8 protein-coding genes and 1 pseudogene are annotated in these 12,720 nt (G+C 74.2%); 4 read left to right on the top strand and 5 right to left on the bottom strand.

Translation table 11 applies throughout. From position 1 onward, the window contains the following. Positions 1-746 (bottom strand): annotated as a pseudogene (locus F8274_RS26135) (peptidase C39 family protein); the annotation flags it as partial. 159 nt (positions 747-905) lie between these two features. On the opposite strand from F8274_RS26135, the gene F8274_RS26130 reads away from it, so the two are divergent. The 4 genes from F8274_RS26130 to F8274_RS26115 all read left to right on the top strand — a co-directional run bounded on the left by F8274_RS26130 (position 906) and on the right by F8274_RS26115 (position 6,037). Continuing rightward, the gene (locus F8274_RS26130; protein WP_151465018.1) at positions 906-1,574 is read left to right on the top strand and encodes a response regulator transcription factor; all 669 of its coding nucleotides are present in this window, start codon (positions 906-908) and stop codon (positions 1,572-1,574) included. Next, positions 1,571-2,644 (top strand): cell wall metabolism sensor histidine kinase WalK, encoded by a 1,074-nt coding sequence (locus F8274_RS26125; RefSeq protein ID WP_151465017.1) that lies wholly within the window; start codon positions 1,571-1,573, stop codon positions 2,642-2,644. The genes F8274_RS26130 and F8274_RS26125 overlap by 4 nt, the downstream gene beginning before the upstream one ends. A 293-nt stretch (positions 2,645-2,937) precedes the next feature. Beyond that, a complete protein-coding gene (locus F8274_RS26120) occupies positions 2,938-5,442 on the top strand; it encodes a malectin domain-containing carbohydrate-binding protein (RefSeq protein WP_225853986.1) in 2,505 nt (834 codons plus the stop codon). A gap of 208 nt (positions 5,443-5,650) precedes the next feature. Continuing rightward, a complete protein-coding gene (locus tag F8274_RS26115) occupies positions 5,651-6,037 on the top strand; it encodes a VOC family protein (protein ID WP_151465015.1) in 387 nt (128 codons plus the stop codon). A gap of 64 nt (positions 6,038-6,101) precedes the next feature. On the opposite strand, the gene F8274_RS26110 is transcribed toward F8274_RS26115, so the two are convergent. From F8274_RS26110 to F8274_RS26095, 4 genes are all read right to left on the bottom strand, one after another. Next, positions 6,102-6,965: a hypothetical protein gene (locus tag F8274_RS26110; RefSeq protein ID WP_151465014.1), complete on the bottom strand. Its 864-nt coding sequence runs from the start codon at positions 6,963-6,965 to the stop codon at positions 6,102-6,104. A 195-nt stretch (positions 6,966-7,160) separates the two neighbouring features. Then, positions 7,161-9,227 carry a 3-hydroxyacyl-CoA dehydrogenase NAD-binding domain-containing protein gene (locus F8274_RS26105; RefSeq protein WP_151465013.1) on the bottom strand — a complete coding sequence of 689 codons (2,067 nt, stop codon included), beginning with the start codon at positions 9,225-9,227 and terminating at the stop codon, positions 7,161-7,163. Beyond that, complete coding sequence (locus F8274_RS26100; protein ID WP_151465012.1) at positions 9,224-10,420, bottom strand: thiolase family protein; 1,197 nt, start codon at positions 10,418-10,420, stop codon at positions 9,224-9,226. The genes F8274_RS26105 and F8274_RS26100 overlap by 4 nt, the downstream gene beginning before the upstream one ends. Before the next feature lie 179 nt (positions 10,421-10,599). Beyond that, positions 10,600-11,922 (bottom strand): ribonuclease D, encoded by a 1,323-nt coding sequence (locus F8274_RS26095; protein ID WP_151465011.1) that lies wholly within the window; start codon positions 11,920-11,922, stop codon positions 10,600-10,602. Positions 11,923-12,720 lie beyond the last annotated feature (798 nt).

Raw genomic sequence — 12,720 nt, 5'->3', positions numbered from 1 at the left:
ATCGAGACGCAGGTGGGGCTGCACCAGGAGTCCCCGCCGCCGCCCCAGCGGGTCTCCCCGCCGGCGTGCAGCCGCTGCGCGTAGCGGGGCACGTCGAGCACCCGGCCCCGCGCGTCGCCGGCTTCCGTGCCGCCCCGGGCGGGCGCCGGGACCGGGCCGGTCTCCGGTGCGCCACCCGCGCGGGTGGCGGGCGTGCCGGTGCCGGTCGGCGCACCGGCGGAGGCGACCACGCCGACCGTGCGCAGCACCGGGCCGGCCGGGGCGTCGGGGCGCCGGAGCAGGGTGATCCGGACCTGCCAGCCGGTGACGGTCGCGCCGGTCACGCGCAGGGTGTCGGCCGCGACCGAGGCGGCGTCGTCCGTCTGGCCCGGCACCGAGGAGCGGTGGATGGCCGTGTCGTCGGCGGCCCACCGGCCCAGCTCGTACCAGCCGGTGGTGGCGGCGTCGCCGGCGCAGCCGCGCAGCTCCACCCGCAGCCAGCAGCCGGGCGGGGCGTCGGCGGTCCAGGAGGGCACCAGTTCGGCGGCGGCGAAGCCGACCGGGACCACCGGGGAGGTCCAGGTCCCCGCGTCGTACCCGGCCGTGTCGCCGGAGTGCGGGTCGGTGTGGTGCAGGCGGTCGGCCGGCGTGGCCAGCACCAGCCCGCCCGGTCCGGCGGCCACCCCGTCGGCGGTGCCGAGGCGCAGGTCCGCCGGGAAGCGGAAGCGGTGGTACGTCACGTCCCGGCCGGGGTCGACAGCGGTCATGCGGGCTCCCGTCGGGCTCGGACCCGAGCCGGTGGCCGGGTGCTTGTCGCTCACTGCCGGGCAGCATCGCGTACCCGAAGATTTTTTGCAACGACGGTGCGCGGGGGACGCTTGGCGGCCCGCACTAGGTTGTGGGAGGTCACGAGGTGGGAGGCCGGGATGCGGGTACTGGTGGTCGAGGACGAGCGGAACCTCGCCGACGCGATCGCGCGCGGGCTACGCAAGCGCGGGATGGCCGTGGACGTCGCCTACGACGGCGACGCCGGGCACGAGGCCGCCTTCGTGACCCGCTACGACGTGGTGATCCTGGACCGGGACCTGCCCGGGGTGCACGGCGACCGGATCTGCGCCGACCTGGCCGCCTCCGGCGCGCTCACCCGGGTGCTGATGCTGACCGCGAGCGTCACGGTCGCCGACCGGGTGGAGGGGTTGCGGCTCGGCGCCGACGACTACCTGCCCAAGCCGTTCGCCTTCGACGAGCTGGTCGCCCGGGTGCAGGCGCTGGGCCGGCGGGCCACCCCGGCCGCCCCGCCGGTGCTGGAGGTGGCCGACCTGGTGCTCGACCCGGCCCGCCGGGTGGTCACCCGCGGCGGCGAGCCGGTCGACCTGACCAACAAGGAGTTCGGCGTGCTGGCCGAGCTGCTCAAGGCGCGCGGCGCGGTGGTCTCCAGCGAGGAGTTGCTGGAGCGGGTCTGGGACGCGAACACCGACCCGTTCACCACCATCGTCCGGGTCACCGTGATGACACTGCGCAAGAAGCTCGGCGACCCGCCGCTCATCGACACGGTGGTGGGCGCGGGCTACCGGATCGGCGAGGTGCCCGCGTGACCGGGCGTACCCGGTTGCGGCCCACCCTGCGGCTGCGGCTCACCCTGCTCAACGGGGTGCTGCTGGTCGGGGCCGGCGCGGTCCTGGTGCTGCTGGCCTGGCTGCTGGTCCGCGACGCGCTGCGCCCCGCCGACGAGCGGGAGCTGCTGGTCAAGGCCCTGGTGGCGCTGGTGGCCATCGGCATGGTCGGGATCGCCGGGGGGTACGCGGTGGCCGGCCGGGCCCTGCGCCCGCTGCACCAGGTCACCGCCACCGCGCGCCGGCTCGGCGAGACCACCCTCGACGAGCGGATCGGCTGGTCCGGCGCGAACGACGAGGTGGCCGAGCTGGCCGAGACCTTCGACGCCATGCTGGACCGGATCAGCGCCGCGTTCGAGGCGCAGAAGCGGTTCGTGGCCAACGCCTCCCACGAGCTGCGGACCCCGCTCGCGGTGATGCGCACCGAGATCGACGTGACCCTCAGCGACGACGAGGCGGACCTCGCCGAGTACCGCCGGATGGCCAGCGTGGTCCGGGACGCCTCGGAACGCGCCAACGGGCTGGTCGACGCGCTGCTGGTGCTGGCCCGCAGCGAGGCGCAGACGGGTGGCCGGCTGGCCCGGCGCACCGAGTTCGACCTGGCCGTGGGCACCGCCAACGCGCTCTCCGCGATGGCCCACGAGGTGGAGCGCATCGGCCTCAGGGTGCACACCTCGCTGCGGGCCGCACCGGTGGTCGGCGACCCGGGCCTGCTCGACCGGCTCGCCGGCAACCTGGTGGAGAACGCCGTCCGCTACAACCACCTGCACGGCCGGCTCTGGGTGCGGACCGGCACCGACGGGCACCGGTCCTGGCTCGTGGTCGGGAACACCGGCTTCGAGGTCGCCCCCGGCGACGTGCCGGGGCTGTTCGAGCCGTTCCGGCGCGGCGGGCAGGAACGCACCGGCGCCCGCGGCTCCGGCCTCGGACTGTCCATCGTGCGCGCGGTCTGCGACGCGCACGGCGGCACGGTGAAGGCGGTCGCCCAGCCGGGCGGCGGCCTGGAGGTGACCGTCACCCTGCCGTCGGCCGACGCCCCCGCGGCCACCTAGGAGCCGATCGGCGTCCGCGCGGCCGGCCGACGGTACGCGCCGGACCGCCGACCTGACGGCCGCCGCCCGCCGAACCACCATCCGCGGCCACCTGTTCGTGCGGGCGGCCCGGCTGTCCCGTCCGGTCGCGCCGGGTGGTCGGGCGGGAGCGGCGCGGTGGTCGGGCAGAAAGCGTGGCCGGTGCTGGACGGCGCGTGACGGGTGGCTCAGGGTGAGTGCTGCCTCACACCTGTCCACACCAGTCTCCGGAGCTGCCAGTGACCCCACCCTCGGCTCTCACGCGCCGTGTCCTCGTGGCCCTCGCCGCCGTCGCGCTCACCGCCGCCGGGCTGGCCCCGGCCGGTCCCGCCGCCGCCGCTCCCGGCCACACCACGCTGGTCAAAGCCACGCCCTCCACCGCCTCGCCGGACATCATGGACGGCACGGTCAACGCGATCCACGACGCCGGCACGAAGATCATCGTGGCCGGCTCCTTCACCCAGGTGCAGAACCGCGGGTCCGACGTCGACATCACCCGCAACTACCTGCTCGCCTTCGACAAGGCCACCGGCGCCGTGGACACTGCCTTCGCGCCGGCCGTCGACAACGAGGTGTACGCGGTGGTCGCCGGACCCACCGCCGGGACGGTCTTCGTGGCCGGCAAGTTCAACACCGTCAACGGGGTGACCCGGCGCAAGGTGGCCCTGCTCACCGTCGCCACCGGCGCGGTGGTCACCAGCTTCGCCGGCCCGGCGTTCAACGGGCTGGTCAACGACGTCGCCCTGGTCGGCGGGCGGCTGCTGGTCGGCGGCATCTTCACCACGGCCGGCAACCCCAACCCGCGCGGCGGCCTCGCCTCCCTGAACGCCAGCACCGGCGCGGTGGACGGCTACCTCACCACGGCCCTCACCGAGCACCACAACTACGACGGGGTCAGCGGCTCCAACGCCGGCGTCGGTGCCGAGAAGCTGGCCGTCTCACCGGACGGCACGAAGCTCGTGGTGATCGGCAACTTCAAGAAGGCCGACGGGGTCCTGCACGACCAGATCGTCAAGCTGGACCTGGGCGCGACGGCGGCCACCGTGGCCGACTGGAACACCAGCCGGTACACCCCGCGCTGCGCCTGGTGGGCCTTCGACTCGTACATGCGGGACCTCGCGTTCGCCCCGGACGGCAGCTACTTCGTGGTGGTGACCACCGGCGCGCCCAACGGCGGCACGCTCTGCGACGCCGCCGCCCGCTGGGAGGCCGGCGCCACCGGCACCGACCTCCAGCCCACCTGGGTCGACTACACCGGCGGCGACACCTACCTCTCCGTCGGCATCAGCGAGCAGGCCGTCTACGTCGGCGGCCACTTCCGCTGGTTGAACAACAGTTTCGGCGGCGACTCCGCCCAGGCCGGCGCCGTGGGCCGGGCCAGCATCGCGGCTCTCGACCCGCGTACCGGCCTGCCGCTGTCCTGGAACCCGGGCCGGCACCCGCGCGGCATCGGCGCCTCCGAGATGCTGGTCACCCCGGCCGGCCTCTGGGTCGGCTCGGACACCTCGTGGATCGGCAACTTCCAGTACCGGCGGGAGCGGATCGCGTTCTTCCCGCTGACCGGCGGCGCGGCGCCGCACCCGACCACCACGGCCGCCCTCCCCGGGAACGTGTACCAGGCCGGGGTCCCGGCGCCGACGAACGTGCTGTACCGGGTCAACGCGGGCGGCCCCCTGGTCGCCTCGACGGACACCGGGCCGGACTGGGCGGCCGACGACGGCGGCAACCCCAGCCCGTACCACAACGCCGGCAGCAGCACGGCCGGCTTCGCGCCGGTCGGCGGCGTCGACGGCACCGTGCCGGCCGGCACCCCGGCCGCGCTGTACGCCGACGAGCGCTGGGACCCGGCCGGCGACGCGGAGATGAGCTGGCAGTTCCCGGTGCCCACGGGCACCGAGGTGCAGGTCCGGCTCTACCTGGCCAACCGGTACGACGGCACCGCCGGCCCCGGCTCCCGGGTCTTCGACGTGGCCGTGGAGGGAACCACCGTCCTGGACAACCTCGACCTCTCCGCGAGCGTCGGGCACAACGTGGGCACCATGCGGGCGTTCACGGTGGTCAGCGACGGCTCGATCGGCGTCGACTTCCGGCACGTCGTGGAGAACCCGCTGGTCGACGGCATCGAGATCGTGAAGACCGGCGCCCCGTCCGCCGGCACCGGCAACGAGGTGCAGGTCCGGGCGTACGACGGGAGCACCACGGTCGGCGCGGCGGCCCCGGTGGCCGTGCCCGACGGCACCGCGTGGTCCACCGCGCGGGGCGCGTTCTGGGTCGGCGGCACGCTCTTCTACGGGATGAACGGTTCGCTGTGGCGGCGCACCTTCGACGGGTCCACCTTCGGCGCCGCGTCGGCGGTCGACCCGTACCACGACGCCTACTGGGACGCGGTGGAGACGGACTCCGGCCCGGCCGGCCAGACGTACGCCGGGGTGACCACCAACTTCTATCCCGAGATCCCCACCGTCACCGGCATGTTCTTCGGCGGCGGCCGGCTCTACTACACCCTCGCCGGCCAGAGCGGCCTGTTCTGGCGCTGGTTCACCCCGGACAGCGGCGTGGTCGGCGCGGAGAAGTTCACCGTCGCCGGGGCGAGCGGCTTCGCCGACGCCGGCTCGGTCTTCCTGGCCGGCAGCACCCTCTACAAGGTCAACCGCAGCACCGGCGAGCTGTCGGCCACCGACTGGGCGGGCGGTGCGCCGGCCGCGGCGTTCACCATGCGCAGCGGTCCGGCGGTGGACGGCGTCGACTGGCGGGCGAAGGCGGTCTTCGTCGGCCCCTGACCCCCGGGTCTCCCGTCCGGCCCGGTCCCGCCCACGCGGGGCCGGGCCGGCCTTGTCCCCGCCGCCGGGTGGTGACATGATCGACAGCGTCAGCCCGACGTGTGGAAGGGGGTGTGGTCGATGTCCACCGTGAACAGTCCCGCGCCCCGCAGTCCTCGCTGACCGTCCTCACTCCGGCGGGGCGCACTCCGATCCAGGAGGAAGCACCGTGAGTGCACAGATCCACTGCGTCACCGTCGAGAGCGACGACCCGTACGTCCTGGCCAGCTGGTGGGCCCGGGCTCTCGACCGGAAGCTGAACGACGACGACCACCCGGGCGACCCGGAGGCGGTCCTCGCCGCCCCCGACGGCCACGGCCCCGACCTGCTCTTCGTCTCGGTGGGGGAGCGGCACGGCAAGGGCGCGTTCCACCTCGACGTGCACGCGGCCGAGGGGACCCGGGACGAGGAGGTGGCGCGGCTGCGTGACCTCGGCGCCACCCTGGTCGACGACCGGCGCCGGCCGGACGGCACCGGCTGGGTGGTCCTCGCCGACCCCGAGGGCAACGAGTTCTGCGTCTGCCGCAGCCCCGCGGAGCGGGCCGCGTCGGCCTGACCGGTGAAACGGAAACCGGGCCCCCGCCGAACGGCGGGGGCCCGGTTCACCGGGTCGGCGGGAATTAGTCCCGCTTCTCGATCTCACCGCGCATGGTCACGAACTCCTGCTGGATCTCGGCGGCGGACTTGAAGTAGACCACCACCATGCCCAGGCTGCCCTTGTCGGCCCACAGGCAGACGGCCACCGGGACGTCCTGGGCCTTGCCGTCGCCGCACTTGGCGTCGCCGCCCAGCGGGCCGGCGTCTACCGTCTTGAACTCCTTGGCGCCCAGCTCGGGGGTGATCTCCGTGACGGCGTCCGCCATCTCCTTCTGCGGGTCGGCGATGACGCCGGACGCGCCGGCGATCATGACCAGGTCCTTCTTCGCCGGATCGCCGTAGAAGGCGCCCACCGTGCTGGTGGCGTTGGGGACGTCCTTGGCGATCTCGGACTTCATCTGCGTGGCGGCCGTCTGGAGGTCCGGCTCGCTCACCTTGGGCCGGCCGGCCAGCGTGGTGGGCTCGACCAGGCGGGTCTTGGTCGCCTGGACGACCTCACCGACCTCGTCCTTCGCGGCGAACCAGACGGCGACGCCACCACCCACGCACAGCACCAGCACGACGGCCAGCACGATGAGCAGGATCTTGCCGACGCTCGACTTCTTCTTCGGCGGCAGCGGGGCCGGGGCGCCGTAGCCGGGCTGGCCGGTCTCCACGTAGCCGCCGTACTGCTGGCCGGGCTGGCCGGGCTGCCCGCTCTCCGGGTAGCCGCCGTACTGCTGGCCGGGCTGGCCGCTCTCCGGGTAGCCGCCGTACTGCGGCTGCTGCTGGGGAGCCGGCGGGTAGCCGCCGCCGTACTGGGGCTGCTGCGGCGGCTGGTAGCCGCCGGGCTGCTGGTGGGGCGGGGGGTAGGAACCGGGGTAAGGATTGGACGGCGGCTGGGACATGTTTGGCAGCTCCTGCTGAGAAGTCCGGACGCGTGATCGTAGCCATCCGCACCGACACCGCACTGTCCGGCCGCGGACCACGTGACGAAACCGGAACCGGGTCGTGACCGGGGCCGGCCGTCCGGTGTCCGCAGGGTGACCGGCAGGTGGCCGGTTCCCGGCCCGGAAAATGGCCGATCGCGGTGGCGCGTCGTGTCAGCCGCGCAGGCTGGCGACCCCGCGCGGCAGGAACCGCCGGCCGGTGACCCGCTCGGCGGTGCCGGTACGGTCCAGGTACGGCGTGACGCCGCCCAGGTGGAACGGCCAGCCGGCGCCCAGGATCATGCACAGGTCGATGTCCTGCGCCTCGGCGACGACGCCCTCGTCGAGCATGAGCCGGATCTCCTCGGCGAGCGCGTCCAGCGCGTTCTGCCGGACCTGCTCGGCGGTGAGCGGCTGGTCGCCGACGACGAGCAGCTTGGCGACCTCCTCGTTGACCTGGTCGTCGACCACGATCGGCTGGCCCGAGTCGGCGATCCGCTTGAGGTTCTCGCTGACGCCGAACCGCTCCGGGAACGCGGTGTGCAGGGTCCCGCCCACGTGGTAGGCCACGGCCGGGCCGACGAGCTGGAGCAGGGCGAGCGGGCGCATCGGCAGGCCCAGCGGGTCCAGCGCGCTGTTCGCCACGTCCAGCGGGGTGCCCTGGTCGACGGCGGCGAAGACGGTGCCGAGGAAGCGGGTCAGCAGCCGGTTGACCACGAACGCCGGGGCGTCCTTGACCAGCACGCTCGACTTCCTCAGCTGCTTGCCGACCGCGAACGCGGTGGCCAGCGTGGCGTCGTCGGTCCGCTCGCCGCGGACGATCTCCAGCAGCGGCAGCACGGCGACCGGGTTGAAGAAGTGGAAGCCGACCACCCGCTCCGGGTGCTCCAGGTCGGCGGCCATCTCGGTGATCGACAGGCTGGAGGTGTTGGTGGCGAGCACCGCCTCCGGCTTGACGATCTTCTCCAGCTCGGCCCAGACCTGCTTCTTGACGCCGAGGTCCTCGAAGACCGCCTCGATGACGAAGTCGGCGTCGGCGAAGACGGACTTGTCGACCGAGCCGCTCACCAGCCCGTACAGCTTGGCCGCAGTGCCCTTGTCCATCCGGCCCTTGCTGACGGCCTTCTCGATCTGGGTGTGCACGTAGCCGACGCCCTTGTCCACCCGGGACTGGTCCAGGTCGGTCATCACGACCGGCACCTGGAGGCGGCGGGCGAAGAGCAGGGCGAGCTGGCTGGCCATGAGGCCGGCACCCACGATGCCCACCTTGGTGACCGGCCGGGCCAGGCCCTTGTCCGGCGCGCCGGCCGGCCGCTTGGCCCGCCGCTGCACCAGGTCGAAGGCGTACAGGCCGCTGCGCAGCTCCTCGGAGAAGACCAGGTCCGCCAGGGCCTCGTCCTCGGCCGCGGTGCCGGCCGCGAAGTCGCCGTCCTTCGCCGTCTCCAGCAGGTCCAGCGCCTTGTACGCGGCCGGGACCGCGCCGTGCAGCCGCTGGTCGAGGGTCTGCCGGGCGAAGTAGAGCACGCCCGCCCACATGTCCTTGTCGACCTCGGGCCGGGTCACGGTGACCTCGCCCCGGACGACACCGGCGGCCCACTCCAGCGACCGCTCCAGGAAGTCGGCCGGCTCCAGCAGCACGTCGGCGATGCCCATCTCGGCCGCCTGCTTCGGCTTGAGCATCTTGTTCTGCATCAGCGGGTTCTGCAGGATCACCTGCGTCGCGGCCGGGATGCCGATCAGGTTCGGCAGCAGCTGGGTGCCGCCCCAGCCGGGGACCAGCCCGAGCGAGACCTCGGGCAGCGCCAGGGCCGCCGCGCCCGCCGACAGGGTCCGGTAGTGGCAGTGCAGGGCCAGCTCCAGGCCGCCGCCCATCGCCGCGCCGTTGACGAAGGCGAACGTGGGGACGGCGCTGTCCTTCAGCCGGGCGAAGACCCGGTGGCCGAGCCGGCCGATCTCCAGCGCCTGCTCGCGGTTCTCCAGCTGCGGCAGGCTCGTGATGTCCGCGCCGACGCAGAAGATGTACGGCTTGCCGGTGACCGCGATGAACGCGGGGTCCGCCGCCAGGGCGGCGGTGATCGCCTCGTCCAGGCTGGTCAGGCCGCCCGGGCCGAAGCTGTTCGGCTTGGTGTGGTCGAAGCCGTTGTCCAGGGTGATGAGGGCGGCCGGACGGTCCAGCCCCGGTACGGCCACCTGGCGCAGGAGCGCCCTGGTGACGACCTCGTTCGCTGCGGCGAGGCTCACTTGTCTCCACCCTCCCAGTGCGGGTTCTCCCAGATCACGGTGCCGCCCATGCCGATGCCGATGCACATGGCGGTGAGGCCGTAGCGGACCTCGGGGTGCTCGGCGAACTGCCGGGCGAGCTGGGTCATCAGCCGGACGCCGGAGGAGGCGAGCGGGTGACCGATGGCGATCGCGCCGCCCCACGGGTTGACCCGGGGGTCGTCGTCGGCGATGCCGAAGTGGTCGAGGAAGGCGAGCACCTGCACCGCGAAGGCCTCGTTCAGCTCGAACAGGCCGATGTCGTCGATGCTCAGGCCGGCGATCCGCAGCGCCTTCTCGGTCGACGGGATCGGGCCGACACCCATGACCTCGGGCTCGACGCCGACGAAGCCGAACGACACCAGCCGCATGCCGATCGGCAGGCCCAGCTCGCGGGCGGTCTCCTCGGCGACGAGCAGGGCCGCCGTGGCGCCGTCGTTCAGGCCGGCCGCGTTGCCCGCGGTGACCTTGCCGTGCGGGCGGAACGGGGTCTTGAGGGTGGCGAGCTTCTCCAGCGAGGTCTCCCGCGGAGCCTCGTCGGTGGTGGCCAGGCCCCAGCCGGCCTCGGGGTCGCGGATCGCCACCGGCACCAGGTCGCCCTGGAGCTTGCCGTTGGCGTACGCCTTGGCGGTCTTCTGCTGCGAGGCGAGCGCGAACGCGTCGGTGCGCTCCTTGGTGATGTGCGGGACCCGGTCGTGCAGGTTCTCCGCGGTGGCGCCCATGACCAGCGCCGACGGGTCGACCAGCTTCTCCGCGATGATCCGCGGGTTGGGGTCGACGCCCTCACCCATCGGGTGGCGGCCCATGTGCTCGACGCCACCGGCGATGGCCACGTCGTAGGCGCCCACGGCGATGCCACTCGCGACGGTGGTGACGGCGGTCATCGCGCCGGCGCACATCCGGTCGATGGCGAAGCCGGGCACCGTCTTGGGCAGGCCGGCCAGCAGGGCGGCGGTGCGGCCGATGGTCAGGCCCTGGTCGCCGATCTGGGTGGTGGCCGCGATGGCGACCTCCTCCACCTTCTCCGGCGGCAGCTGCGGGTTGCGCCGCATCAGCTCGCGGATGCAACGGATCACCAGGTCGTCGGCGCGGGTGTTGGCGTACATGCCACCCGCCTTGCCGAACGGGGTGCGGACGCCGTCGACGAAGACGACATCCCGAACTTCACGGGGCACTGAGAGCCTCCCTAGCCGGCACTGGCGGTTTCCCCCGGATGCTACTCGCCAGTAACCATCGCCGACACCACCCCCCGTGTGGCCAACCCCACACCGCTCCCCCGCCGCGTTGATCAAGAAGTTTGCGTCGGGAAACGCCGTGCGGCCGACGCAAACCTCTTGATCAACGAGGAGTGGGGTCAGGACTTCGGGAGGTGGAGGGCCTCGGTCAGGGCGGGGAGGAGAAGGGTGATCTGCCACTCCCTCGCGCCGAACGTGCGGAGGGTCTCCGCGACCGTGTCGTCGGTGATCTCCTCCGGCGGCTGCCAGGCCAGGCGGCGGATGAAGTCCGGAGCGATCAGGTTCTCCGGCGGCAGGTGGTGGGCGCTGGCGGTACCGACCACCACCTCCCGGCAGCGGGCCAGCCGGCCGGCCGCCACCGGGTCCCGCTCCGCCCACCGGTGCGGCGGGGGCGGACCCTCCACCACCGGGCTTACCGGCAGGGCGTCGTCCGGCAGCTGGCGCGCGTCGTCCAGGGCCGCCAGCCAGGTACGCGCCAGCCGGCGCACCGAACGGCCACCGAAACCGGGGAGCGTCAGCAGGGTCTTCTCGTCCTTCGGGTCCAGCTCGGCGGCCGCCACGATGGCCGAGTCCGGCAGCACCCGACCCGGTGCGGCGTCCCGCCGCGCGGCGATCTGGTCCCGCGCGTACCACAGCGAGCGCACCCGGGCCTGGGCCCGCGCGCCGCGCACCCGGTGGATGCCCGAGGTGCGGCGCCACGGCTCGGCCCGCACCCGGGGCGGCCGGGCGCCGTTGCGCACCAGCGCGGCGAACTCCTCCGCCGCCCAGGCCGACTTGCCCTGCTTGGTCAACTCCTCGTCGAGCGCGTCGCGAAGGTCGACCAGCAGCTCCACGTCCAGCGCCGCGTACGTCAGCCAGGACTCCGGCAGCGGCCGGCTCGACCAGTCCGCCGCGGAGTGGTGCTTCTCCAGGCTGTAGCCGAGCACCTGCTCGGTCAGCGCGGCCAGACCCACCCGCTCGAACCCGGCCAGCCGGGCGGCCAGCTCGGTGTCGAACAGCCGGCGCGGGCGCAGGCCCAGCTCGGCGAGGCAGGCCAGATCCTGGCTGGCGGCGTGCAGCACCCACTCGGCCTCGGCGATCACGCCGTCGAGGCCGGTCAGGTCGGGCAGCGGCAGCGGGTCGATCAGCGCCGTGCCCGAGCCGGCCCGGCGCAGCTGCACCAGGTAGGCACGCTGGCTGTAGCGGTAGCCGGAAGCGCGCTCGGCGTCCAGGGCCACCGGGCCGCTGCCGGCCGCGAAGCGGGCCACGACCTCGTCGAGCTCGCTCGGAGTGGCCACCGGCGCGGGCGTGCCCTCGCGCGGGGCGGTCAGCGGGACGGGCCCGCCGACGGTGGGTTCGGTCCCCGCGTCCGCCGGCTCCGGCGTGGCCGAGGACGGATGCGGCGATGCCTCTTCCGTACGGCTTTCGGCGGCCCGACGGCGCAGGGGTGGTTCGTCGGTCACCTGACAACCCTAGTGCGCCGGGCGATCCGGTGTGCGCAGCCGGTCGGGCGCGTGTCGGCGGGATGTCCCACCGGTGTCGTGGCCGGGTCGTGTTGCGCCGGGATGGCAGGGTCGGACACCGGGGGCGACAAAGCCCGTTCACGCAGGTACGGTCCATCGAGCCGCGGGCCGCGAGGGCGTTGCCGGGCGGCGGTGCGGTCACGGGGGAGGACAAGGCGATCATGACGGGCGCGTACGGGGCCGGGGACGGCGTGCCGGGGCCGGGCGACGACGAGACGGCCGCCCCGGAGCGGGCCGGGACCGACCGGCCGGGGCCGCTGCCGCCGCGCATCGTCCCACCGACCGGCCACGCCAGCGTTCCCGGCCAGCCGACGGCACCGACCGCGGGCCTCCCGGCCGCGCCCGCCTACGGCTTCCCGCCGGACAGCGCCCCGACCGGCCCTGGTGCCGGCTTCGGCTCCGCGCCCGCCGCGCCCGGTGCCGCCTTCGCTTCCGGCTCCGCATCCGTCGCGCCTGGTGCCGGCTTCGGCTCTGCGCCCGCCGCGCCCGGTGCCGGCTTCGGCTCTGCGCCCGGCGCCGGCTTCGGCGCGACCCCCGGTGCGCCGAGCGCCAGCCAGCCGGGTGCCGGGGCCACGTGGTCGGCGGCGCCGAACAGTGGCCAGTGGGGCGGCCCGGCCGCCCCGGCTCCGCGCACGCCTGGTGGCTGGCCGCCCGCACAGCCGGGCGCCGTTCCGGGGCAGTTCGCCGGCCAGCCGGGCCGGAGGCCGGAGCCGGGTAGGCCGGGCCGGAGGTCGGCTG

The sequence above is a fragment of the Micromonospora sp. AMSO31t genome (assembly GCF_008868175.1).
Classification (GTDB): Bacteria; Actinomycetota; Actinomycetes; order Mycobacteriales; family Micromonosporaceae; genus Micromonospora.
The sequence above is the reverse complement of the archived record's forward strand: the minus strand, read 5'-3'. Positions and strand labels throughout refer to the sequence as shown.

Excerpts from the sequence above, each read along its gene's own strand:
- F8274_RS26130 (WP_151465018.1), top strand. The coding sequence starts at position 906 with ATGCGGGTACTGGTGGTCGAGGACGAGCGGAACCTCGCCGACGCGATC.
- F8274_RS26110 (WP_151465014.1), bottom strand. The coding sequence starts at position 6,965 with ATGTCCCAGCCGCCGTCCAATCCTTACCCCGGTTCCTACCCCCCGCCC.